The organism is Flavobacterium cheonanense (assembly GCF_039539185.1).
Lineage (GTDB): Bacteria > Bacteroidota > Bacteroidia > Flavobacteriales > Flavobacteriaceae > Flavobacterium > Flavobacterium cheonanense.
Window position 1 is genome coordinate 25,769 of sequence record NZ_BAABCT010000001.1, and the last position, 23,488, is coordinate 49,256.

Here is a 23,488-nt window from a genome sequence, read left to right on the forward strand (position 1 = left end):
ATCTCAATACAGTAGAAACAAATGACCAACACCAACTGTCTCAATTGCGGAAAAGTACTTACCGATAAATTTTGTTCTGGTTGCGGACAAAAAGCCGACACGCATCGCATTACTTTTAAAAATTTTATTTTTCACGATGTACTTCATGGAACGTTTCATTTAGATAGAGGAATTTTATTCACCGCTAAACAAGCTTTAATGCGTCCAGGACAAGCAGCACTTGATTACATTGCAGGAAAGAGAAAGCCATTTTACAATGTGTTTTACTTGATTTTGATTACTATTGGTTTAATGCTATTTACGCGTCATATTGGCGATTCTTTAAATAACCAAGACGAAACAATTACTCAAAGTAAAGAATACATAAATGAAGCCAGCAGAAAAATAGATGAACTATTTGATCAAAAAAATAAAATAATAATTTTCCTATTCGTTCCTTTTGCTGCTTTAAACAGTTTCATTTTATTTAAAAGAAAAAAGCTAAACTTGAGCGAACATGCAATAATTGCAGGAATGATATTATTGGGTGTGCTATTAATTTCCACTTTCTCTAACATTCTCTTTTGGTTTAAACCAATTCAATACATTGGTCTTGTTATAAGTTTACTAATAATAGCACTTATTCTTTTTTACATTTGTTTTGGATATTTTAATGCCTTTGGTGAAGAATATTCCAAATTAGGAATTACCTACAGAATCGCATTGTTTTTCTTATTAATAGGTATTGAAATACTAATTTTAACATGGATTTTAGTTGGATTTGTAACCAATTGGAAATTTGGTGAAATTCAAATAACTCCATTTGGCTGATTAATTTGAAATCTATTTTATAAATTTAAAATTAGAAAACATGAAAAATTCTTTGATATTGTTCTTTTTCCTTTTCTTAGTTAGTAGTAAAGCACAAGAAATAGCAAAAATTGAAAACATAAAAATCAATTCAAAAGAGTTACAACAAGAACGTGAAATTTTAATTTACACTCCTCAAAGTTATAATGAAAATCTATATTCTTCTTATGATGTAATCTATGTATTTGATGCACACGCCAGAGAGTTTTTTGATTATGTACATTCTGTAATAAGTTTTTTAAGTAATACTTCTAAAAAGTTTATTGTTGTAGGTATAACTTCACCTTACAATGAAAAATTAGATTACAGCAGAAATAATGACTTTCTACCATATCCTAAAAATACCAATCCAAAAGATTTTTATAATGGTTATTCGGGAAATGCCGACAACTTCTTGAGATATGTAAATAATGAAGTGGTTCCTTATATTGAATCCAATTATAGAACATTAAATCACCGAACAGCTGTAGGACATTCCTTAAGTGCTTCTTTTATTGTGTATGCAATGTTAAACGAAACCAATTTATTTGACAATTACATTGCCATTTCTCCCAACTTTTCTTTCGATAAAGAACGATTAGTAAATGATATCAAACAATTTGATTATACTAAAATAAAAAACAATAAATTTCTATATATAAGTCATGCCAACGAAGCCCAAAATTGGAAAAAATGGAAACCTGCCAGAGAAAAAGTGTATTCTTTTCTGCAAGATTCTCTAAAAACAGATAAGCTGAAAGTTGTAATTAAAGATTACTCAACAGAAACCCATTGGAGTACTTTTGCACCGAGTTTTAATACTGCTATTCAATATTATTTTGATAACATTTATGAAAACCAACAAAAAGAACTTTCTGCAGAAGCATATGAAATTACAATCAATGTTAAAGTTCCAAATAAAGAAGATGAAATCTACATTACAGGAAACCAAATAAATTTAGGAAATTGGAATCCAAGTCTGATTAAAATGAATAAAAAATCTGATTTTGAAAGAGAGTTAAAAGTAAAGGTACATTCGCCAGCACAATTCAAATTCACAAAAGGAAGTTGGGAAACAGAAGCCGAAGTTAAAAAAAACATTTCAGAAAACATAACAATTATACCTAAAAAAGGCAAAGAATATAGCTTTGAAATTGTTGGTTTTAATCAGTAAATTCTAAAGACACAATTCTGAAAAAAATAAATTTCTACTAATTTTTATACCAAAAAATCAGATATCAAGCGTTGTTTAAATCTATCTAAAGTTTTTAAATCAACATCTATTTCATCATTAGAAATATCGAATGGATCGTCTAATCCTACAATTAGTAAATATAGATAACAAAACAAAAAAGTAATAGAAAAAGTCACAAAATAGTCAGCAGCTGTAGTTTTGAATTTGGTGATTAACAACAAAGCCATTACAATAAACAAAATGCTTTGCAACAAAGTATAAGCAGGTTTAATAAAATTGTTTCTTGAAATGGAATACGCACGAGTCAATTGCTTGCGCATAGCATTAGTATTTTCTTGAATACCTTTTATAGCTTCTTTATCAACACCACGTTCGGCAAAATAATAGGCAATTTCGTTAGAATGTCTAATCAAAGGAAAAATAACATTAGAATCTTTTGCTTTAGAATAAATCCAAGAAATAATTCCGTCAGTAATAAAAAGTAATTCCTCACGAAGAAAAGCGCTATTCAATTCCTCTTTACACAAATCAGAAGTACCTGTTCGTGGAGCTTTGAAAGCCAAATAAATCCAATCTTTAATCGCTTCAAGATTTGCAGCAACTTCACCAGGAATCTTTTCACTTTCCTTAAAATCCGACATCGTAGCGGCAAGTAATAATCCAAAAACAAAAAAAGCACCTGTAAATATGATGGTAATATCGGATAGTTCAATCAAATCGTGAAAATCTTGTCCGTAAATAGATAAGTTTTTAAAAACAAAGTTCTTAATTATTAGTATAACAATACCAGCAATAATCGATTTTATAACAATAGCTCTTTTTGTAAAGAAACGCATAATGACTTTTTTTTACAAACATAGTAAAAAGTTAGAAGATGGAAGTTGCGAGAGGAGTGCAACGAAAATCTATTAAAAACTAACTTAATTGCTTCTAAGTTCACGATACATTTTATAAAAAGCTAGCGCATTTTATAAAACACTCGAAGTGACGGTAGTAGAAGATTTAAGAATTTGTTTTTAAAGAAAAATAGATTAATATGTCCCAAGAAATACTAAACGCGTACTCTCCCAATCATCACTTCGAGTGATTTTGTGGAACGTAGTGGAGCAAAATTGTATCGAGAACCCATGAAAAACCAAACTTCTAACTTTCTCAATCCTCACTTCTTACTTCGTATTTCGTACCTCAAACTTAAAAAAAATACTATGCGTGCATAAAATTTAACACAAATACTATGCGTGCATAATAAATTTTTTATATATTTGAATCCGAAACTAAAACGATATAGTAAAATATGATGAAAGAAAAAACTATAGATTATGTGCTACGCGCGACATGGCAAGCAGTTTCACGAATGTATAACGAGGAAGCATCAAAATTTGACGGTTCCATGGCAATAGGATTTGCCTTATTAAGTATAGACAAAGAAGAAGGAACACCATCAACTTACATAAGCAACCGAATGGGAATGGAAGCAACATCGCTAACCAGAACCCTAAAAACATTAGAAGAAAAAGGATTAATCATAAGAAAGAAAAATCCAGATGACGGCAGAGGCGTTTTAATATACCTTACTGATTTAGGAAAACAAATGCGCGAACAATCAAAAACTACAGTGTTAAAATTCAACGAAGTAGTAAAACAAAACATCACTGAAGAAAAACTAAACCATTTTATGGAAGTAGCCGATGTGATAAATGATTTGATAACAGAGAAGAAGATTTTTTGAGGAATTGTATAATGTAGAATTGTATAATGTATACTGTAGAAATGTATAATGTATACTGTAGAAATGTATAATGTATACTGTAGAAATGTATAATGTATACTGTAGAAATGTATACTGTAAAATTATATATGAATACTATATACAATAATAAGCAACAGCACATTATAAAAACATAACATTATATAGCATTAAAATATACGACAATACGAAATACAACAATACATTATACAACAATACAATATACAATAAAAAAAATGAATTATTTCAAGGAATTAAAAGTTTGGCAAAAAGCAATTGAGTTGGTTACCGATACTTATTTGAAAACACAAAGTTTTCCTAAAGAAGAGATTTATGGATTAACGTCACAGATTAGAAGATGTGCAGTTTCTATTCCATCTAATATTGCAGAAGGATGTGGAAGAAATACAGACAAAGATTTTAATAACTTTTTAGGTATATCATTAGGTTCAGCATTCGAATTTGAAACACAATTGATTATTTGTAAGAACTTAAATTTCATCAATCAAGAAGATTTCAATTTCCTTGAATCAGAAATACAACATATTCAAAATATGATAATAAAACTAAAAAGCTCAATAGAAAAAAAATTATAAATACAGTATACAACAATACATTATACAACAATACAATATACAATAAAGAAAATGAAACGAACAATTAAAAAAGTGGCAGTCGTAGGTTCTGGAATCATGGGTTCAGGAATTGCTTGTCATTTTGCTAACATCGGTTTGGAAGTACTCCTTTTAGACATTGTGCCCAATGCACTAACTGAAATTGAGGAAAAGAAAGGACTAACTTTAGAAAGTAAAGTCGTTCGTAACCGTGTGGTAAATGACCATTTAGCAAATGCTTTAAAGAGCAACCCATCACCTATTTACAGTCAGAAATTTGCAAGTCGAATTACGACAGGAAATACAACAGATGATATGTCCAAAATTGCAACTTGCGATTGGATTATTGAAGTTGTGGTAGAACGTTTAGACATCAAGAAATTGGTTTTTGAACAAATCGACAAATTCCGTAAACCAGGAACTTTGGTAACTTCAAATACATCAGGTATTCCAATTAACTTTATGAGTGAAGGAAGAAGCGATGATTTTCAAGCACATTTCTGTGGAACGCATTTCTTCAATCCTGCACGTTATTTGAAATTATTCGAAATCATTCCAGGTCCAAAAACGTCTCAAGAGGTATTGGATTTCTTATTTGAATATGGTTCAAAATTCTTAGGAAAAACTTCAGTAATTGCAAAAGATACTCCTGCTTTTATTGGAAACAGAATCGGAATCTTCGGAATCCAAAGTCTATTCCACCAAGTAAAAGAAATGGGATTAACCATTGAAGAAGTTGATAAATTAACAGGTCCAGTTATTGGTCGTCCAAAATCGGCAACTTTCAGAACGGTTGACGTAGTTGGTTTAGATACTTTAGTTCACGTTGCCAACGGAATTTATGACAACTGTCCGAATGACGAAGCACATAGTTTGTTCAAACTACCAGATTTCATCAACAAAATGATGGAAAACAAATGGCTAGGAAGCAAAACTGGTCAAGGATTTTACAAAAAAGAAGGCAAAGATATTTTATCTTTAGACTTAGATACATTAGAATATAGAGCTGCTAAAAAAGCATCATTCGCAACATTAGAACTTACTAAAACAATTGACAAACCAATTGATAGATTCAAAGTTTTAGTAAAAGGAAAAGACAAAGCTGGTGATTTCTACAGAAAAAATTTCTCTGCAATGTTTGCTTATTGTTCTAACAGAGTTCCTGAAATTACTGACGAATTCTACAAAATCGACGACGCTATGAAAGCTGGTTTCGGTTGGGAAAATGGACCATTCGAAATTTGGGATGCCATTGGTGTAGAAAAAGCCATCGCAATGATGGAAGCTGAAGGATACAAACCAGCTGCTTGGGTAACGGATATGTTGATTTCAGGAAACAAATCGTTTTATTCGGTTAAAATTGGTAAAACGTGTTTCTACAATATCTCTTCAAAATCACAAGAAGAAAAACCAGGACAAGATGCTTTTATCATTTTAGATAATATCAGAGAAAGTCACAAAGTTTGGGGTAATTCAGATGCTTCAGTTATCGATTTAGGTGACGGAATTTTGAACTTAGAATTCCACTCTAAAATGAATACTATTGGTGGTGGCGTATTAACTGCAATCAACAAAGCTATCGACTTAGCTGAAAAAGATTATAAAGGATTAGTAATTGGAAATCAAGGAACTAATTTCTCAGTTGGAGCGAATATCGGAATGATTTTCATGATGGCTGTTGAGCAAGAATACGACGAATTGAATATGGCTATCAAAATGTTCCAAGACACTATGATGCGAGTTCGCTACTCCTCTATTCCAGTAATTGTTGCGCCACACGGAATGACACTTGGTGGCGGATGCGAAATGAGTATGCATGCCGATAGAGTTGTTGCCGCTGCTGAAACGTATATTGGTTTAGTAGAATTTGGAGTTGGAGTAATTCCAGGTGGTGGTGGTTCTAAAGAAATGGCAGTTCGTGCAGCCGATTTATTCCGTAAAAATGATGTGGAGTTAAATGTTCTTCAAGAAAATTTCCTAACCATCGGAATGGCAAAAGTGGCAACATCAGCTTACGAAGCCTTCGATTTAGGAATTTTACAAAAAGGAAAAGACATTGTGGTAGTAAACAAAGACCGTCAAATTGCAGTTGCTAAACAAGTAGCATTACAAATGGCTGATCAAGGTTACACACAACCTGTTAGAAGAACTGACATCAAAGTATTAGGTAAACAAGCCCTTGGAATGTTCTTAGTAGGAACAAACCAAATGGTAGCCGGAAAATACATTTCTGAACACGATTTAAAAATTGCCAACAAATTAGCTTATGTTATGGCTGGAGGTGATTTATCAGAACCAACATTGGTAAGTGAACAGTATTTATTGGATATTGAAAGAGAAGCATTTTTATCACTTTGTACAGAAAGAAAAACGTTGGAACGCATCCAATTCATGCTTACTAAAGGTAAACCGTTGAGAAATTAGTATTAAGACTAGAGTATTAAGTATTAAGACCTTAAAAAGTATGCACAATTTTGAAAAACTAAAAATCTGGCAAAAAGCAATGGATATAGCTGTTGAAGTTTATGAAATTTCTTTGCTTTTACCTGATGATGAAAAATTCAATTTGATACATCAAATAAAAAAATGCGCTGTTTCAATTCCCTCTAATATAGCAGAAGGTTCAGGCAGAAATCATAATAAAGAATTTATTCAATTTTTAGGAATAGCTAATGGTTCTACTTTTGAATTAATAACTCAACTAATACTCGCAAAAAGGTTAAAACTAATATCAGAAGAAATAATACAGCCTATAATTAACAAATTAGTAGAAGTTTCAAATATGAATTTCTCTTTTCAAAAAACATTAAAAGTATAATATAACGATTGGCTAGTCTTAATACTTAATACTCCAATCTTAATACAATAAAACATGAAAACAGCATATATAGTATCCGGATTTCGTACAGCAGTTGGAAAAGCGCCAAAAGGAGTTTTCCGTTTCAAACGTCCTGACGAATTAGCAGCAGAAACCATCGAACACATGATGGCACAGTTTCCAGATTTTGATAAAAAACGAATTGACGACGTAATGGTTGGAAACGCAATGCCAGAAGCTGAGCAAGGTTTAAATGTAGGTCGTTTAATTTCCTTAATGGGATTAAAAGTTACAGACGTTCCTGGTGTAACAGTAAATAGATATTGCGCTTCGGGATTAGAAACTATCGGAATGGCAACCGCAAAAATCCAAAGTGGAATGGCAGATTGTATCATTGCAGGTGGAGCTGAGAGTATGAGTTTTATTCCAATGGGTGGTTATAAACCAACTCCTGATTACGCTGTAGCAAAAGAAGGTCACGAAGATTACTATTGGGGAATGGGTTTAACTGCAGAAACTGTTGCTAAACAATTCAACGTTTCTCGTGAAGATCAAGATGAGTTTGCTTACAATTCACATCAAAAAGCCTTAAAAGCTCAAGCCGAAGGTAAATTTGACAAACAAATTGTTCCGATTACTGTGGAGCAAACCTTTATCAATGAAAATGGTAAAAAAGAAACCAAATCGTATGTTGTAAATAAAGATGAAGGTCCAAGAGCTGACACCAATATTGCCGCTTTAGGAAAACTAAAACCAGTATTCGCAGCAGATGGTTCTGTAACAGCAGGAAACTCTTCACAAATGAGTGATGGTGCGGCTTTCGTTTTAATCATGAGCGAAGAAATGGTAAAAGAATTAGGTGTAACTCCTATTGCAAGATTAGTAAATTTTGCATCTGCAGGTGTTGAACCAAGAATTATGGGAATTGGTCCAGTAAAAGCAATTCCAAAAGCACTAAAACAAGCAGGTTTAACATTAAATGATATTGATTTAATTGAATTAAATGAAGCATTTGCATCACAAGCATTAGCAGTAACTCGCGAATTAAATTTAAATCCTGATATCATTAACGTAAACGGTGGTGCAATTTCTTTAGGCCATCCACTAGGTTGTACAGGAGCCAAATTATCAGTACAATTATTTGAAGAAATGCGATTAAGAAAATCTAAATACGGAATCGTAAGTATGTGTGTAGGAACTGGACAAGGTTCTGCAGGTATTTACGAGTTGTTGTAATTTGAAGAGTATAGAAAATAGAATAAAGAAAATAGACTTTGTGCTTTACGCTTAATTAATCTAAAAGGTATGAGACATAATTATAAAAATTTGAAAGTATGGCAATTAGGAATTGAAATTGCAAATGATATTTCTGATATTTTATTAGAGTTTCCAAAACATGAAAGATATGATTTAAGTTCTCAAATGAGCCGTTGTTCTGTTTCTATTCCAAGTAATATTGCTGAAGGTTCATCTCGAACGGACAAATCGTTTAGTCATTTTGTTGATATAGCTTTAGGCTCTTCTTTTGAATTAATAACACAATTAATTGTTGCAAAACATAGAAAATATATTGATGAAGAAACCTTCATAAAATTAGAAAAGAAAATAGAAGAATTTCAAAGAATGACAATGTCATTTCAAAATGGATTAAAGAAAAGTATCTTCTCAATGATCCTGTCTATTTTCTATTCTCTATTCTCTATATTCTAAAAAATAAAATAACTATTAAAATTAAAAAAAATAAAAAAATGAGCGATATAACCAGAGGAGGACAATTCCTAGTTAAAGAAACAAAGTGTGAAGACGTTTTCACACCAGAAGATTTCTCGGAAGAGCAAATCATGATGCGCGATTCTGTTAAAGAATTCGTTGATAAAGAAATTTGGCCAAACAAAGACCGCTTTGAGCATAAAGATTATGCATTTACTGAAGAAACCATGCGTAAAGCAGGTGAAATGGGCTTTTTGAGCGTTGCCGTTCCAGAAAATTATGGTGGAATGGGAATGGGATTTGTAGATACTTGTTTAGTTTGTGATTATATTTCAGGAGCAACAGGCTCGTTTTCAACAGCTTTTGGTGCGCACACTGGAATTGGAACTATGCCAATTACATTATACGGAACAGAAGAACAAAAACAAAAATACGTACCAAAATTAGCATCAGGTGAATGGTTTGGAGCTTATTGCTTAACAGAACCAGGTGCAGGTTCAGATGCTAATTCAGGAAAAACAAAAGCGGTTCTTTCAGAAGATGGAACGCATTATAAAATCACTGGACAAAAAATGTGGATTTCTAATGCAGGTTTTTGTTCTGTATTTATTGTTTTCGCAAGAATTGAAGATGATAAAAACATTACAGGTTTCATCGTAGAAAATGATCCAAGTAATGGAATTTCAATGGGTGAAGAAGAACATAAATTAGGAATTCGTGCCTCTTCTACTCGTCAGGTTTTCTTTGCTGATACTAAAGTTCCAGTAGAAAATATGTTAGCCGCTCGTGGTGAAGGTTTCAAAATTGCAATGAACGCTTTAAATGTTGGTCGTATCAAATTGGCAGCAGCTTGCTTAGATGCTCAACGTCGTGTGACTTCAAATGCAATTAATTATGCTAACGAAAGAGTTCAGTTTAATGTACCTATTTCTTCTTTCGGAGCTATTCGTTACAAATTGGCAGAAATGGCAACTTCAGCTTATGCAGGTGAAAGTGCTACTTATCGTGCAGCAAAAGACATTGAAAACAGAATCAAACTTCGTGAAGCTGAAGGTGCAAGTCATCAAGAAGCGGAATTAAAAGGAGTTGAAGAATTTGCTATCGAATGTTCTATTCTTAAAGTAGCTGTGTCTGAAGATGTTCAAAATTGTTCAGACGAAGGGATTCAAATTTATGGTGGAATGGGATTCTCTGAAGATACGCCAATGGAAAGTGCTTGGAGAGATGCTCGTATTGCTCGTATTTATGAAGGAACGAATGAAATCAATAGAATGTTATCGGTTGGAATGTTAATCAAAAAAGCCATGAAAGGTCACGTTGATTTACTCGGACCAGCAATGAAAGTTCAAGAAGAATTAATGGGAATTCCATCCTTTGACACACCAGATTATTCTGAATTATTTTCGGAAGAAAAAGAAATGGTTGGCAAATTGAAAAAAGCATTCCTAATGGTAGCAGGTGCTGCCGTTCAAAAATACGGAATGGATTTAGATGCACACCAACAACTATTAATGGCTGCTGCTGATATGCTAATTGAAATTTATATGGCGGAAAGTACCATTCTTAGAACTGAAAAATTAGCCAAAAAAGAAGGCGAAGCTAAAGTTCAAGAACAAATTGCAATGGCAAAATTATACTTATACAAAGCCGTAGATATCGTTGCAGCTAGAGGAAAAGAAAGCATCATCTCTTTTGCAGAAGGCGATGAACAACGTATGATGTTAATGGGATTAAGACGTTTTACAAAATATACCAATATGCCTAATATTGTAGGATTGAGAGAAACAATCACTTCAAAATTAGTAGCTGAAAATAGTTATTGTTTTTAATATAGTTAATTTAATTGTTAAAAAGCCACTTGATTTTTCATGTGGCTTTTTTTTTGAGCAACATTCTATACTAAAAACTGAATATTTAAGTTATCATACTATGAAAAAGATTAGTAGTTTACTTCTTTTAGCTTTAATTATTTCTTGTAAATCAAAGCAACCTAGCACATCTGAAATTAACAAAAATGAAACTATTGAAGTCAAATCTCGTTTTGAAAAAATTAATCTGAAAGATGTTAATAATCAAAAACTTACAAGGGCATATAATCTTGGCAAACGTTTATTAGAAACTTGTAATACTTCAAGATTTAAAGTTTTTTCTAAAGAAGAAGCCACCGACAAAGTGATTCAAAATGCAACCGTTGAAAAAATAACAAAAACTTGTCAGAAAATTTTAATGCGTAATGGTAAGTTTATTGATTTGAATTTAATTGAAGTGACTCAAGATAACGAAACAGAAGACTTATTTTTTAGATATAAAATCGAATATGAAAAGAAATATTTCGAACGTGAATTGTATATCACAATAAATTCAGAAGGCAAAGTTTCAGAAATGAAAACAAAAGAGTTACCCAAAAAGCCTATGTAAAATTGATTTTTTTGCTACTTTTGAAAAATAGCAAAGAATGAATTTTGGACAAAAAAGACTTACACTATTTTAAAAATACTCAAGAATGGCGCGATTGGTTGCATGAAAATCATCATTCATCTAGCGGCATCTGTTTAATGTTTTACAAAGTTGGAAGCTCAGAAGAAAGCATGCGTTGGGAAGAAGCCGTTCAGGTTGCTATTTGCTATGGTTGGATTGATTCTACAGTAAAAAAAATTGATGAAGAACGACGTAAGCAAATGTTTACACCAAGAAAAGACAAAAGCGTTTGGAGCAAACTCAATAAAACTTACATTGAAAGACTCCTTGCTGAAAACTTGATGCATGAAAGTGGTTTGAGAAAAATTGAAATAGCCAAACAAAATGGTTCATGGGAATCACTAGATGCTGTTGAGAATCTTGAAATCCCAACTGATTTACAAAAAGCTTTTGATGTGAAAAAAACTGCATTCGACAATTATCAAAACTTTAGTCCATCCTACCGAAAAAGCTATTTGTATTGGTTAAATCAAGTCAAACGTGAAGAAACACGCAACCTCCGAATTGCAGAAATCGTTCAGCTTTGTGAAGAAAACATAAAATCAAGGCAATAAAATCTTAACATTTATAGTCTTGAACTTTCTTAAAAATAACTAGCTTTGTAACTCTAAATGAAGCTATGATAAACCCATCTGCACATGGTTGGATTGATAAGTATTTTGTAGAACAAAAATCATTGTTCGACACTACTATTGATGGTTTATCGTTTTATAAAAACATCAGAACCACTGGATTTATTTATGGACATATCATTGCAATAAATTCCAATCCAACAATAGAAATTTCGCAATGGAAATCAGATGAAATCTCTAAAGTCGCCTTATTGACAACACTTCTTGATGTTTATCTTTTTACTTTTCAAAAAGAAAATTCAGAAGATTTCATTAAAAAAACAGTTGCCTTTTACAAGGAAATGACACCAAAAGGTTTTGTGCTTTTTGATAAAATAATGACTTCTAGTTCGAGTTCAAAATTGGAAACTTTGATAAACGAACGCGTTCAAACGAACAAAGATATTATCAGTAAAAATTTCTCTCATATTGTAACAAATGCCCTATTGTTTGTTGATGTTTTAGCATTTCACCAATATCTTCAAAAAGGAGAAATTCCAGAAAAATACTTGAAACGCATGGAAGAAACGATTATGAGTATTGTTTCTTTAGCATTAAAAGTTAAAACTGTTAAGTCGCAGCACGATGATTTATTGATTAAATTATTTGAAGCGTCAGTTCGTTATACCAAATTTTCAAAAGTAAGTATTCAGAATTTAGAAGAATTACCTTTGGATTACTTTACAAATGATTTAGAAAAATTCTATCTATTAGATTTAGCAGGAATCACACTTTGGAATGATGGAAAAGTAGAAAATGACGAAGTGTATTTCCTTCATAAATTGGCAGAAGCTATGTCAATTTCAAGCGATTTTGTTAATGAAAGTGTTATTGCAACCAATGAATTTATAACGTTGCACAAAAAAGAAATTCAGTATTTTAATTATTCCAATCCGGTAAAGCATTTTTACGACCAAACTACTACTGGAGTTCAAGTTTTGATTAAAAGAAATCAAAAACGATTAACAAAAGAAATCTCTGAGAGCAAAGAATTAATGAAACTTCTTGCCAAATCAACCCAAAAAGATTTGAGTACAGAAGAAAAAAAGAAAGTAAAAAAACAATTACTCGACATTTGCAAAAGCATTCCGTCTTTAACTATTTTTTTACTTCCTGGTGGCGGATTGTTATTACCTATTTTGATAAAATTTATTCCGCAATTATTACCTTCAGCTTTTAATGAGAATTTGGAGGATTAGTAATTATTAATCCATGCAAAATGATTGTTTTTAATTTCTTCATTATTTTTGGTTACAAAATCTAAATAAGCTTTTGCCACTGGACTCAACTTTTTGCCTTTCAACCAAATCAATCTCCAACTTGATACTAAAGGAAGTTTATTTATCGGAATAATTTTAATATCTCCTTTTTCCAATTCATTTTTTAAACCAATTAGTGGCATAATTGAAAGCCCTAAACCAGCTATAACAGACTGTTTAACAGCTTCGTTGGATGTTAATTGTATTTTCATATTGGGAACAATTCCTGTTTTATCTAAAAAAGTTTCCATTGAAAGTCTTGTTGCCGAACCTAATTCTCTATAAATAAGAGGCTGATTTGAAACATAATTTAATAAACTTGAACCTTGATTTATTTCTGTAAACCTATTCCCTACCAAAAACAATTTATTATCCATAAGTGGCATTGATTCAACAGTTATTTCATTTGGAAGTATGGACACTAATGCAAAATCTATTTCATTATTTTTTAATGATTTTACAACTTTACTTTTATTGGTAACATCCATTTCGAGTTCTACCTCAACATTATTTTTCATAAACTCCGACAAATAGTAAGGCATAACATATTTTCCTGTTGAAACAACTGACAACTTTAGTCTTCCAGATAATTGTCCTTTGAAAGCTTGAGTTTTATAATTAATGGCATAAACTTCATTAATTATATTTTCTGCTGCTAAAGCAATTTCTTTACCAAAATCAGTTACATACAATTTTCTTCCTACAACTTCTGTTAGAGGAATTTCAAATTGATCTTGGAAATTTTTTAATTGAATTGAAACGGCAGGCTGTGTAAGATGCAACTCCTCTGCTGCTTTTGTTATACTCTTTGTTTGAGTTATTTTTAAAAAAACCTGAAGTTGATGTAGCGTATAATTCATAAAAATATTTTATATATATCATTACAAATATAAATAAAAATATATGAATAAAATATTAGAATTTTGTAAAAAAAATATGAAAACTATGAAAACAATTATCACAATTTTGATTTCGAGCTTATTATTGACAAGCTGCGTGACTATTAAACCAGGTGAAGTTGGTTTAAAACAAAAACTTGGGAAATTATCAGATCAAGTTTATCCTCAGGGACCAGTATTTTTTAATCCGTTTACTTCAAAAATCGTTCGTACCTCAATTCAAACAAGAAATTTAGAATTGAGTTTAAACTTACCTAGTAAAGAAGGTTTAAGTATTACTTCTCAAATTTCTATTCTTTATAGACTAGAAAAAACTGATGTGGTAAAAATTGTAAATGACCTTGGCCTAAATTATGAAGGAATTATTGCCAATGTATTCCGTTCTGCATCTGCAGATATTTGTGCCCAATATTTTGCTAAAGATATGCACTCTGGTAAAAGATCTGAAATAGAAGCAGATATATTAAAGAGGATGTCTAGCAATTTGCAAAATAAAGGAATTATTATAGAATCTGTTTTAATGAAAAGCATTCAATTACCTGTTGGACTATCGCAATCAATCGAAAGTAAACTTAGAGCCGAGCAAGATGCAATGAGAATGGAGTTTGTTTTACAACAAGAAAAATTTGAGGCTGAGAGAAAAATAATTGAAGCAAAAGGTACAAGAGATTCTCAAAAAATATTATCCGAAGGTTTGACAAATGAAATCATAAAGCTAAGAAGTATTGATGCTTTCAATGAATTATCAAAATCTCCAAACACTAAGATAATAGTAACCGATGGTAAAACTCCTTTTTTAATTAATCAAGAATAACAACTTAATAACTAACTAAATAACAAATTAAATGACACGAATTACAATAGCCAAAGGCGATGGTATTGGTCCAGAAATAATGGACGCAACTCTAGACATTATTAAAGCTGCTGGTGCAAACTTAGAGTATGATGAAATCGAAGTGGGTGAAAAAGTTTACTTATCTGGAAATACATCTGGAATAGCTAATGAATCTTGGGATATAATAAGAAGAAATAAAATTTTCTTAAAAGCTCCAATTACAACTCCACAAGGTGGCGGTTATAAAAGTCTGAATGTTACTACAAGAAAATTTCTTGGTTTGTATTCAAATGTTCGTCCATGTATGAGTTTACATCCGTTTGTTGAAACCAAACATCCTAATATGGATATTGTAATAGTTAGAGAAAACGAAGAGGATTTATATGCCGGAATTGAACACCAACAAACTGATGAAGTAGTTCAATGTTTAAAAATCATAAGTCGTCCTGGATGTGAAAAAATTATTCGTTATGCTTTTGAATATGCCAAAGTTTATGGCAGAAAAAAAGTAACCTGTTTCACAAAAGATAATATCATGAAACAATCGGATGGATTATTCCATCAGATATTTGATGAAATTGCAGCAGAATATCCAGAAATAGAAAACGAACATTGGATTATTGATATTGGTGCTGCAAAAATGAGTGATACACCAGAAGTTTTTGATGTAATCGTTACTTTAAATCTATATGGAGATGTGCTTTCAGATATTGCTGCTCAAATTGCAGGTTCTGTAGGTTTAGCTGGTTCTGCAAATATCGGAGAAGAATGTGCTATGTTTGAAGCTATTCATGGTTCAGCACCAAGAAGAGCTGGGCAAAATTTAGCGAATCCTTCTGGTCTATTAGAAGGTGCTGTAATGATGTTAAACCATATCGGACAAACTGAAATTGCCGAAAAAGTTCAAAATGCATGGTTAAAAACTATTGAAGATGGTATTCACACTTATGATATTTACAAAGAAGGAATTAGTAAAGAAAAAGTGGGTACAAAAGAATTTGCGCAAGCAGTAATTTCAAATTTAGGTAAAAAACCTTCTTTACTAAAAGAAGTATCTTATGCCAAAGAAGGTGCCTTAAATTTACCGAAATACATCAAAAAACCAGCTGCAAAAAAAGAACTTGTAGGAGTTGATATTTTCGTTCATTGGAATGGAACTAATCCAAATGAACTTGCTGATAAAATTCAAAAGCTCAATAATGATAACGTTAAGCTTAGCATGATAACTAATCGTGGTATCAAAGTTTGGCCAGATGGATTTAGCGAAACATTTTGCACAGACCATTGGCGTTGCAGATTCAAACCTTCAACTAATGGAGTTTTAGAGAAAAAGGAAATTTTAAGACTTCTTAATGATGCAATGATAGAAAATATTGACACAATAAAAACAGAAAATTTATACAACTTTAATGAAAAACCTGCCTACTCACTCGGACAAGGACAATAAAACCTTGACTAAAAGCATAATTTATTCAAAAACAAGTCACAATCTACTAATGCTATTTGCAATGATTATTATACTGACAGGGTTTTACTTATCGATAATCAGTGAAACATTTACAAATGAAATAATTATTGGCTTAGGAATTCTAACAAGCGGATACGGATTTATGAAACTATCAAACAAATAAAAATGGAAAACAATCAGGAATTTAAACTTATCGACGGAACATTTTCTGCAGAAGATGCCGACAGAGTTTTAACAACATTATTAAACTACAAAATCGATTATCATAACAGAGAAGATTTTAGTAATCATATTCGTTTTAATAAAGACATTGAACATTCAAAAAAACGTATTCAAGAACTTACAGAAACCAAAGAACAAATTAAAAATCTTATAAAAAATTCAAAATCGGAGGATATAAAGTTTGTAATAAAAAGCAATATTTCAATTGAGTTAGAAAAATAAAATGTTTCACGAAAGAAAACTTCTTATTGCAACAAAACATCAGAAGGAATCAGTAATTGCACCTTTATTCTGGGAAGAATTTAGAAATTACTGTTTCACTTCTGATGCCTTTGACACTGATTTGCTAGGTACTTTTTCTGGTGAAATAGACAGAAAAGAAGATGCGCTATCAACATTAAGAGCAAAATGCATTATAGCAAATAAAGCCACTAATTGTGATTTAGTGGTTGCAAGCGAAGGTTCTTTTGGAGCACATCCAACACTATTTTTTGCGCAAGCCAATGAAGAGTTGATAATGCTTAAAGATTTTAAAAACGATATTGAAATTGTCGCAAGAGAAATTAGCATGGAAACCAATTTCAATGGGAAATTAATAACTAATGAAGCCGATTTATTAGAATTTGCTGAAAAAGTAAATTTTCCAAGTCATGCGATAATTCTAAAACCTGAAGAAAAGAATTTTTCAAAAATCATTAAAGGAATAACTGATAAAGATGTTTTACTAAAAAGCTATAATGAACTAAAACAAGAATTCAATAGCGTTTATGCTGAAACAGATATGAGGGCTATGTTCAATCCAACTCGAATGAAAGTAATTGAACAGGTGACTCATAAATTAATTGAAAAAATTAAAAGTTTATGTCCGAAATGCGCCTTACCAGGTTTTGATATTGTCAAAGCAAATCCGGGTTTACCATGCGAAAATTGTTTATTACCTACTCGATCTACATTAAGTTATTTATACCAATGTAAAAAATGTTGCTATGAAAAAGAATTACATAATCCGAGAGGTATAAAATTTGAAGACCCAACTTATTGTGACAACTGCAATCCTTAAAAATAATTATGATTCAAATATCCAAAGACATAGTAAAAGCCAAAGAAATTCTTGAGAATGAAAATTTAGTTGCTATTCCTACTGAAACCGTTTATGGCTTGGCAGGAAATATTTACAGTAAGAAAGCAATAAACAAAATATTTAAAACAAAAAATAGACCTTTCAATAATCCACTAATCGTTCATATACATTCTAAAGAATTATTAGAAAATATCGCTCAAGAAATTCCTGAAAAAGCTAAAAAATTAGCTGAAGCATTTTGGCCAGGTTCGCTAACTCTAGTTTTAAAGAAAAAAGAAACGATACCCTATAGCATTACAGCCGGAAAAGAAACCGTCGCTGTGAGAGTTCCCAATCATACTTTGACTTTAGAATTATTAAAACAACTTGATTTTCCATTGGCTGCTCCGAGTGCAAATCCGTTTGGCTCCATAAGTCCAACCACTTCTCAACATGTTGCCGATTATTTTACAGATACTTTAGAAATGGTTCTTGATGGTGGTAATTGTGAAAATGGGATAGAATCTACGATTGTAGGTTTTGAAAATGAAAAAGCTATTCTTTACCGTTTAGGATCAATTTCTGTAGAAGATATAGAATCTATAATTGGACCTATTGAAATTGTAAATAAAAATGATAGTTCGCCAAATGCTCCTGGAATGCATTCAAGACATTACGCACCAAAAACCAAAACGATATTGTCAGAAAATATTGAAGATGAAATAAAAAACTATCCAACATCTAAAATTGGAGTTTTATTATTTCAAGATTTAAAAATAAATAATCAAAATATAGAAAAAGAAATACTTTCAATTAATGGTAGTTTAAAAGAAGCCACTGCCAACCTATATGCTGCAATGCATCGATTAGACAAAAAAGGTTTAGACCTTATTATAGCCGAGAAGTTTCCTGAAAACGATTTAGGAAAATCAATTAACGATCGTTTAGAACGAGCGACAAAAAAATAAATTCAATGAACTTAAATTTACTCTTAGATAATTTAACCAATCCAGCATTACTGTTTTTTTTACTTGGAATAATAGCAGTAAAACTAAAAAGTGATTTGGAAATACCACCAAATTCGTCAAAATTTATTTCACTTTATTTATTGTTTTCAATTGGATTTAAAGGCGGACAAGAATTGGCTCACAGCCACTTTAATCTAGAAATAGTTTGGTCTGTGTTCTTTGGTGTTTTAATCGCATTAATTATACCTATTTATTCATATTTCATTTTAAGAAGAAAATTTAGTGTTTATGATTCCGGTGCTATTGCAGCTGCTTACGGCTCAGTAAGTGCGGTGACTTTTGTAACAGCAGCTTCCTTTTTAGAAATTCAACACATGAGTTTTAGCGGACACATGGTAGCTGTAATGGCTTTGATGGAAGCACCAGCAATAGTTGTTGGTGTAATTTTAATTAGATTGTTTGACACCAAAAAAGAAATAAACACCTCTATTTTGTCAATTGTTAGACATTCTTTTACAAATGGTAGTGTACTTCTAATATTAGGAAGTTTAATTATTGGTTTACTTGCCAGTGATGAACAAGCAATGGGAATAAAACCATTTACAAATGATTTATTCAAAGGTTTGCTTGCCATTTTTCTATTAGATATGGGAATTGTAAGCGGAAAAAAACTAGGTGATTTTCTTAAAAGCGGTTGGTTTGCAGTAATTTTTGCAATAGCAATACCATTTATTAATGGATGCTTGGTTGCAGTAGCAAGCCATCTTGTAACAAATGATATCGGAAATAGATTTATGCTTTCTGTTTTAGCGGCAAGTGCTTCTTATATAGCTGTTCCTGCAGCTATGAAAATAGCAGTTCCAAAGGCAAATCCGGGTCTATTTCTACCAATGGCTTTAGCTGTTACATTTCCTTTCAATATAACTTTAGGAATGCCAATTTATTTATCAATAATTCAGATAAATAACTAACAGTTAATTTTTTTTTTTTCATTCATGTTTAGGTTTGAAAGACTACATTCTAAGAATGTAGTCTTTCTATTTAAAACTAATTTGAAAATTTTAATTGATACACTTCATCTAACTCATCATTAGAACTCATGTTTACACCTAAGTCAGTTACATAACCAGAATTTAAACCATAAGTCCATCCATGCAGTGTTAACTCTTGACCATTTCTCCAAGCATTTTGAACTATTGAAGTTTTTGCCAAATCAAATACTTGTTCTTGAGCATTAACTTCAACAAATTTATTAAAACGCTCCTCTTCATCTTCGATAGTGTTTAGATAGTGTTCGTGTAATCTATAAACATCTTTTATGTGTCTAATCCAGTTGTCAATTAATCCAATAGATTGATTTCCCATTGCTGCTTTTACTCCACCACAACCATAATGACCACATACAATAACATGTTTTACTTTCAAAACATTAACAGCATAATCTAAAACACTTAACATGTTCATATCACTATGAATTACCATATTAGCAATATTTCTATGTACAAAAACTTCTCCAGGTTTAGCACCAATTATTTCATTGGCAGGAACTCTACTATCAGAACAACCTATCCATAATAAAGGTGGCTGTTGTCCTTTTGCTAAATCTTTGAAATATTCTGCATCAATTGCTAATTGATTCTCAACCCATTTCTTATTGTTATCTAGAATCTTTTTATAAAAATCACTACTCATCTTAGCTATTATTTAAATATTATGTTTTTATTTTCTATGGTTTCCAATTTTCTTTTAAGTACGTTATACTTGTGTTCAATAGTCACAGTATTTTGATATCCATCACTATTTTCAAGATTATAACCTTCTTTAAAGCCAACTAATTTAACATTAATATTTAATTCTTTAGCTTTTATTTTTTTAAACTCTCTAATTAAATCTAAAACATCATGAGCTATATACACAGTAGCACTAGCATTTATAACTACTTTAGAATTTTCAGGTATCTTATTTAAGGTATCTTTTATAGCCGATTTATTTAGAAATGAAACCTCTTGAGCTAAATCGATGTGAATGATGTCTCCTTCATGATAATCTTCAACTTTAAAATTATAGGCACGTTTAGAATTACCTATCAAAATAAATACAATATTGATAACCATACCAAGTGCAACTCCTTTTAGCAAGTCAGTAGCAACAACAGCCACAAAAGTAAATATGAAAGGAATGAACTGATAAATTTTATCTTTCTCCCAAAAATGTTTAATTGTTTTAGGATTGGCTAATTTATAACCTACTAATAATAAAACTGCTGCCAAGGTAGCATAAGGAATTTTATTCAATAGTGACGGAATTGCTAAAACGCTCACTAACAAAAGTACACCATGAATTATAGCAGACATTTTAGATTTTGCTCCAGCAGCATTATTAGCTGTAGTTCTTACAACAACAGAAGTCATTGGTAAACCTCCTAATAGCGAACTGATTATGTTACCCAATCCTTGTGCCTTCAGTTCGACATTAGTGTTTGTATATCTTTTTTGAGCGTCCATTCTATCTGATGCTTCAATACACAAAAGAGTTTCAATCGAAGCAACAACAGCAATGGTTAAAGCAACAATCCAAACTTTAGAATTGGAAATAGAAGCAAAATCTGGATAAACTATAATGTTTTTAAACTCTTGTAAGGTAGTTGGTATTGGTAAACTTACTAAATGCTCTTTCGCAATTGCTAAATTACTTCCCGATTGTATAAAAAATTCATTTAGTAAAATACTAACAATTACAGCAACCAACGCAGGTGGAACTAACTTTATTTTCTTTAAAAAATCTACTTTATTCCATAAAATCAATATTGCTAAGGATACTAAAGCAATGACAATTGCACCAATTTGAACATCGTAGAGCATTTCTAAAAGCTCTGAAAAAGTGTTTTGTCCATCAGGTTGAAAAAAAGATTCATCACCTTCAAAATCTGGATCATAGCCGAATGCGTGAGGAATTTGTTTAAGTATAATGATAACACCAATTCCAGCTAGCATTCCTTCGATAACGTTGTTGGGGAAATAATTAGAAATTGTTCCTGCTTTAACAAATCCTAAAATCAATTGGATAATTCCTGCAATTAGAACTGCTAATAAAAACGCATTAAAAGAACCTAAATCGGTGATAGCGGTTAATACAATTGCTGTTAAGCCAGCAGCTGGACCAGAAACACTTAAATGTGATTGGCTTAAATACCCAACTACAATACCTCCAACAACGCCAGAAATAATTCCTGAAAATAATGGTGCTCCACTTGCTAATGCAATTCCGAGACACAATGGCAACGCCACCAAAAAAACCACTAAACCTGAGGCGAAATCAGATTTTAGGTTTGAAAAAAGGTTGATTTTTTTTGTCATACCAATAAAATTTTAATACATAAATGCTTCCAAACAATTTGAAAAAGAAAAGTCTAAATGTACTAAAACAATTCTGGCGGTGGTGAGAATATTTCTTCAGCAACATTATCATGATGTGACAAGTTTTCAGAAACAATTTTAGAATTTAATTTAATTTTTGAATCTAAAGAATGGTAATCAAATTGTTGTTTTAAATCAACTTTAATTTCTTTTAAATCTTTATGGATTTCTTCTTCAGCAAAACTATAAAACAAAGACACATCAGTATTCTTTTCAATCAATGTTACAATTGTTGGCATTGATAGAAAAGCTATAAAAAGAACCATTAAAATTCTAGCTACTGACTTCATATTGCAAAAATAGCTTTTCAATCAGAATAAAAAAGTTATTGTTTAAATTTAACTAAAAATTATTAAGATTAATATCCATAAATTAAATTGATAGTTTTTATATTTGTATCAAATTTTACTATACAATGACCATTACACAACTTCAATATGTATTAGCTGTAGCTGAATACAAAAATTTTACCCTTGCAGCCGAAAAATGTTTTGTTACACAACCTACTTTAAGTATGCAAATTCAAAAAGTAGAAGACGAACTTGACATTCAAATATTTGATAGAAGTAAAAAACCGATTCAATTGACAGAAATTGGTCAGAAAATTGTCAATCAAGCTAAGAACATTGTTAATGAAGCCGACAGAATTCAAGACATTGTTCATCAACAAAAAGGGTTTATTGGTGGTGAGTTTAGAATAGGTATAATTCCAACCATTATGCCAACCCTTTTACCAATGTTTTTGAAAAATTTCATTAAAAAATACCCAAAAGTAAAACTGATTATTGAAGAATTAAATACTGAGGATATTATTTTCAAATTAAACAACGGACATTTAGATGCCGCAATTGCTGCAACACCATTAAATGAAGAAAAAATTAAAGAAGTAGTGCTTTATTTTGAGCCATTTGTAGCTTATATACCTGAAGATCATGAGAGTTTTTCGAAAAAAGAAATTGAAATTTCTGATTTGAATTTGGATGAAATTTTACTTCTTCAAGACGGTCATTGCTTTAGAGATAGTGTTTTAAACCTCTGCAAAAATAATACTAATTCTGAACACAATCATTTTCAAATTGAAAGTGGAAGCTTTGAAACATTAATAAAATTAGCAGATGAAGGTTTAGGCACTACACTTCTTCCTTATCTACACACATTGGATTTAAAGGAAAAAGATCAAGTAAAATTGCGTCAATTTAAAGAACCAAAACCAGCAAGAGAAGTAAGTTTAATTTATCCGAAAAACGAGTTAAAAATTCATATTATTGATGCTTTAAGATCTTCAATAAGTGGCGTTGTAAAAGGTGCAATTGCTTTTCAAAATGTTCAAATTGTAAGTCCAAAAGCTACAAAATAAAAA

General features: G+C 31.2%; 25 protein-coding genes. 19 read left to right on the plus strand and 6 right to left on the minus strand.

Annotated elements, in window-relative coordinates:
* Positions 1-21 precede the first annotated feature (21 nt).
* On the plus strand, positions 22-810 hold the full coding sequence (locus tag ABD766_RS00170; protein ID WP_344814823.1) for a DUF3667 domain-containing protein: 789 nt from the start codon (positions 22-24) through the stop codon (positions 808-810).
* 12 nt (positions 811-822) lie between these two features.
* On the opposite strand, the gene ABD766_RS14985 is transcribed toward ABD766_RS00170, so the two are convergent.
* On the minus strand, positions 823-930 hold the full coding sequence (locus ABD766_RS14985) for a hypothetical protein (protein ID WP_486320563.1): 108 nt from the start codon (positions 928-930) through the stop codon (positions 823-825).
* Between ABD766_RS14985 and ABD766_RS00175 the strand changes: the two genes are divergently transcribed.
* Entirely contained in the window at positions 911-2,002 is a 1,092-nt protein-coding gene (locus ABD766_RS00175) for an alpha/beta hydrolase-fold protein (protein WP_486320564.1), read from the plus strand. The genes ABD766_RS14985 and ABD766_RS00175 overlap by 20 nt on opposite strands.
* Positions 2,003-2,046: 44 nt before the next feature.
* On the opposite strand, the gene ABD766_RS00180 is transcribed toward ABD766_RS00175, so the two are convergent.
* Positions 2,047-2,859, minus strand: a complete 813-nt coding sequence (locus ABD766_RS00180; RefSeq protein WP_298308183.1) for a hypothetical protein — start codon at positions 2,857-2,859, stop codon at positions 2,047-2,049.
* A gap of 461 nt (positions 2,860-3,320) precedes the next feature.
* Here ABD766_RS00180 and ABD766_RS00185 point away from each other — a divergent pair, with 461 nt between their 5' ends.
* The 10 genes from ABD766_RS00185 (at position 3,321) to ABD766_RS00230 (ending at position 13,200) form a co-directional block, all read left to right on the plus strand.
* The gene (locus tag ABD766_RS00185) at positions 3,321-3,752 is read left to right on the plus strand and encodes a MarR family winged helix-turn-helix transcriptional regulator (RefSeq protein WP_298308273.1); all 432 of its coding nucleotides are present in this window, start codon (positions 3,321-3,323) and stop codon (positions 3,750-3,752) included.
* 254 nt (positions 3,753-4,006) lie between these two features.
* Entirely contained in the window at positions 4,007-4,366 is a 360-nt protein-coding gene (locus ABD766_RS00190; protein WP_344814825.1) for a four helix bundle protein, read from the plus strand.
* 51 nt (positions 4,367-4,417) lie between these two features.
* Positions 4,418-6,808: a 3-hydroxyacyl-CoA dehydrogenase/enoyl-CoA hydratase family protein gene (locus ABD766_RS00195; RefSeq protein ID WP_344814826.1), complete on the plus strand. Its 2,391-nt coding sequence runs from the start codon at positions 4,418-4,420 to the stop codon at positions 6,806-6,808.
* Between the two features lie 40 nt (positions 6,809-6,848).
* The gene (locus ABD766_RS00200; RefSeq protein ID WP_169524909.1) at positions 6,849-7,202 is read left to right on the plus strand and encodes a four helix bundle protein; all 354 of its coding nucleotides are present in this window, start codon (positions 6,849-6,851) and stop codon (positions 7,200-7,202) included.
* Positions 7,203-7,256: 54 nt separating this feature from the next.
* Positions 7,257-8,438: an acetyl-CoA C-acyltransferase gene (locus ABD766_RS00205; protein ID WP_344814827.1), complete on the plus strand. Its 1,182-nt coding sequence runs from the start codon at positions 7,257-7,259 to the stop codon at positions 8,436-8,438.
* A 69-nt stretch (positions 8,439-8,507) separates the two neighbouring features.
* Entirely contained in the window at positions 8,508-8,912 is a 405-nt protein-coding gene (locus tag ABD766_RS00210; protein ID WP_344814828.1) for a four helix bundle protein, read from the plus strand.
* 38 nt (positions 8,913-8,950) lie between these two features.
* Entirely contained in the window at positions 8,951-10,741 is a 1,791-nt protein-coding gene (locus ABD766_RS00215; RefSeq protein WP_344814829.1) for an acyl-CoA dehydrogenase family protein, read from the plus strand.
* A 100-nt stretch (positions 10,742-10,841) separates the two neighbouring features.
* Positions 10,842-11,330 carry a hypothetical protein gene (locus ABD766_RS00220; RefSeq protein WP_344814830.1) on the plus strand — a complete coding sequence of 163 codons (489 nt, stop codon included), beginning with the start codon at positions 10,842-10,844 and terminating at the stop codon, positions 11,328-11,330.
* A gap of 44 nt (positions 11,331-11,374) precedes the next feature.
* Positions 11,375-11,944 carry a YdeI/OmpD-associated family protein gene (locus tag ABD766_RS00225; protein ID WP_344814831.1) on the plus strand — a complete coding sequence of 190 codons (570 nt, stop codon included), beginning with the start codon at positions 11,375-11,377 and terminating at the stop codon, positions 11,942-11,944.
* 65 nt (positions 11,945-12,009) lie between these two features.
* Positions 12,010-13,200, plus strand: a complete 1,191-nt coding sequence (locus ABD766_RS00230) for an LETM1-related biofilm-associated protein (RefSeq protein WP_344814832.1) — start codon at positions 12,010-12,012, stop codon at positions 13,198-13,200.
* On the opposite strand, the gene ABD766_RS00235 is transcribed toward ABD766_RS00230, so the two are convergent.
* The gene (locus ABD766_RS00235; RefSeq protein WP_344814833.1) at positions 13,197-14,120 is read right to left on the minus strand and encodes a LysR family transcriptional regulator; all 924 of its coding nucleotides are present in this window, start codon (positions 14,118-14,120) and stop codon (positions 13,197-13,199) included. The genes ABD766_RS00230 and ABD766_RS00235 overlap by 4 nt on opposite strands.
* An 85-nt stretch (positions 14,121-14,205) precedes the next feature.
* On the opposite strand from ABD766_RS00235, the gene ABD766_RS00240 reads away from it, so the two are divergent.
* The 6 genes from ABD766_RS00240 to ABD766_RS00265 all read left to right on the plus strand — a co-directional run bounded on the left by ABD766_RS00240 (position 14,206) and on the right by ABD766_RS00265 (position 19,683).
* The gene (locus tag ABD766_RS00240) at positions 14,206-14,973 is read left to right on the plus strand and encodes a prohibitin family protein (protein WP_344814834.1); all 768 of its coding nucleotides are present in this window, start codon (positions 14,206-14,208) and stop codon (positions 14,971-14,973) included.
* Positions 14,974-15,004: 31 nt separating this feature from the next.
* Positions 15,005-16,441, plus strand: a complete 1,437-nt coding sequence (locus ABD766_RS00245; RefSeq protein WP_298308207.1) for an NADP-dependent isocitrate dehydrogenase — start codon at positions 15,005-15,007, stop codon at positions 16,439-16,441.
* Between the two features lie 186 nt (positions 16,442-16,627).
* Complete coding sequence (locus tag ABD766_RS00250) at positions 16,628-16,906, plus strand: hypothetical protein (protein WP_344814835.1); 279 nt, start codon at positions 16,628-16,630, stop codon at positions 16,904-16,906.
* Position 16,907: 1 nt separating this feature from the next.
* Positions 16,908-17,744, plus strand: coding sequence for a DUF6671 family protein (locus ABD766_RS00255; protein WP_344814836.1), 837 nt, complete (start codon positions 16,908-16,910; stop codon positions 17,742-17,744).
* A gap of 8 nt (positions 17,745-17,752) precedes the next feature.
* A complete protein-coding gene (locus ABD766_RS00260; protein WP_344814837.1) occupies positions 17,753-18,712 on the plus strand; it encodes an L-threonylcarbamoyladenylate synthase in 960 nt (319 codons plus the stop codon).
* Positions 18,713-18,717: 5 nt separating this feature from the next.
* Positions 18,718-19,683: a sodium-dependent bicarbonate transport family permease gene (locus ABD766_RS00265; RefSeq protein WP_344814838.1), complete on the plus strand. Its 966-nt coding sequence runs from the start codon at positions 18,718-18,720 to the stop codon at positions 19,681-19,683.
* 76 nt (positions 19,684-19,759) lie between these two features.
* On the opposite strand, the gene can is transcribed toward ABD766_RS00265, so the two are convergent.
* The 3 genes from can to ABD766_RS00280 all read right to left on the minus strand — a co-directional run bounded on the left by can (position 19,760) and on the right by ABD766_RS00280 (position 22,418).
* Positions 19,760-20,404, minus strand: coding sequence for a carbonate dehydratase (can, locus tag ABD766_RS00270; protein ID WP_344814839.1), 645 nt, complete (start codon positions 20,402-20,404; stop codon positions 19,760-19,762).
* 8 nt (positions 20,405-20,412) lie between these two features.
* Positions 20,413-22,068, minus strand: coding sequence for a SulP family inorganic anion transporter (locus tag ABD766_RS00275; RefSeq protein WP_344814840.1), 1,656 nt, complete (start codon positions 22,066-22,068; stop codon positions 20,413-20,415).
* Positions 22,069-22,130: 62 nt separating this feature from the next.
* Complete coding sequence (locus tag ABD766_RS00280; RefSeq protein ID WP_344814841.1) at positions 22,131-22,418, minus strand: hypothetical protein; 288 nt, start codon at positions 22,416-22,418, stop codon at positions 22,131-22,133.
* Positions 22,419-22,543: 125 nt separating this feature from the next.
* Between ABD766_RS00280 and ABD766_RS00285 the strand changes: the two genes are divergently transcribed.
* Entirely contained in the window at positions 22,544-23,485 is a 942-nt protein-coding gene (locus tag ABD766_RS00285; RefSeq protein WP_298308232.1) for a LysR substrate-binding domain-containing protein, read from the plus strand.
* Positions 23,486-23,488 lie beyond the last annotated feature (3 nt).

What these genes read in the sequence shown, in the direction of transcription:
- ABD766_RS00170 (WP_344814823.1), top strand. Translation starts at nt 22, where the DNA reads ATGACCAACACCAACTGTCTCAATTGCGGAAAAGTACTTACCGATAAA.
- ABD766_RS14985 (WP_486320563.1), bottom strand. Translation starts at nt 930, where the DNA reads ATGTTTTCAATTTTTGCTATTTCTTGTGCTTTACTACTAACTAAGAAA.
- ABD766_RS00180 (WP_298308183.1), bottom strand. Translation starts at nt 2,859, where the DNA reads ATGCGTTTCTTTACAAAAAGAGCTATTGTTATAAAATCGATTATTGCT.
- ABD766_RS00185 (WP_298308273.1), top strand. Translation starts at nt 3,321, where the DNA reads ATGAAAGAAAAAACTATAGATTATGTGCTACGCGCGACATGGCAAGCA.
- ABD766_RS00190 (WP_344814825.1), top strand. Translation starts at nt 4,007, where the DNA reads ATGAATTATTTCAAGGAATTAAAAGTTTGGCAAAAAGCAATTGAGTTG.
- ABD766_RS00195 (WP_344814826.1), top strand. Translation starts at nt 4,418, where the DNA reads ATGAAACGAACAATTAAAAAAGTGGCAGTCGTAGGTTCTGGAATCATG.
- ABD766_RS00200 (WP_169524909.1), top strand. Translation starts at nt 6,849, where the DNA reads ATGCACAATTTTGAAAAACTAAAAATCTGGCAAAAAGCAATGGATATA.
- ABD766_RS00205 (WP_344814827.1), top strand. Translation starts at nt 7,257, where the DNA reads ATGAAAACAGCATATATAGTATCCGGATTTCGTACAGCAGTTGGAAAA.
- ABD766_RS00210 (WP_344814828.1), top strand. Translation starts at nt 8,508, where the DNA reads ATGAGACATAATTATAAAAATTTGAAAGTATGGCAATTAGGAATTGAA.
- ABD766_RS00215 (WP_344814829.1), top strand. Translation starts at nt 8,951, where the DNA reads ATGAGCGATATAACCAGAGGAGGACAATTCCTAGTTAAAGAAACAAAG.
- ABD766_RS00220 (WP_344814830.1), top strand. Translation starts at nt 10,842, where the DNA reads ATGAAAAAGATTAGTAGTTTACTTCTTTTAGCTTTAATTATTTCTTGT.
- ABD766_RS00230 (WP_344814832.1), top strand. Translation starts at nt 12,010, where the DNA reads ATGATAAACCCATCTGCACATGGTTGGATTGATAAGTATTTTGTAGAA.
- ABD766_RS00235 (WP_344814833.1), bottom strand. Translation starts at nt 14,120, where the DNA reads ATGAATTATACGCTACATCAACTTCAGGTTTTTTTAAAAATAACTCAA.
- ABD766_RS00240 (WP_344814834.1), top strand. Translation starts at nt 14,206, where the DNA reads ATGAAAACAATTATCACAATTTTGATTTCGAGCTTATTATTGACAAGC.
- ABD766_RS00245 (WP_298308207.1), top strand. Translation starts at nt 15,005, where the DNA reads ATGACACGAATTACAATAGCCAAAGGCGATGGTATTGGTCCAGAAATA.
- ABD766_RS00250 (WP_344814835.1), top strand. Translation starts at nt 16,628, where the DNA reads ATGGAAAACAATCAGGAATTTAAACTTATCGACGGAACATTTTCTGCA.
- ABD766_RS00255 (WP_344814836.1), top strand. Translation starts at nt 16,908, where the DNA reads ATGTTTCACGAAAGAAAACTTCTTATTGCAACAAAACATCAGAAGGAA.
- ABD766_RS00260 (WP_344814837.1), top strand. Translation starts at nt 17,753, where the DNA reads ATGATTCAAATATCCAAAGACATAGTAAAAGCCAAAGAAATTCTTGAG.
- ABD766_RS00265 (WP_344814838.1), top strand. Translation starts at nt 18,718, where the DNA reads ATGAACTTAAATTTACTCTTAGATAATTTAACCAATCCAGCATTACTG.
- can (WP_344814839.1), bottom strand. Translation starts at nt 20,404, where the DNA reads ATGAGTAGTGATTTTTATAAAAAGATTCTAGATAACAATAAGAAATGG.
- ABD766_RS00275 (WP_344814840.1), bottom strand. Translation starts at nt 22,068, where the DNA reads ATGACAAAAAAAATCAACCTTTTTTCAAACCTAAAATCTGATTTCGCC.
- ABD766_RS00280 (WP_344814841.1), bottom strand. Translation starts at nt 22,418, where the DNA reads ATGAAGTCAGTAGCTAGAATTTTAATGGTTCTTTTTATAGCTTTTCTA.
- ABD766_RS00285 (WP_298308232.1), top strand. Translation starts at nt 22,544, where the DNA reads ATGACCATTACACAACTTCAATATGTATTAGCTGTAGCTGAATACAAA.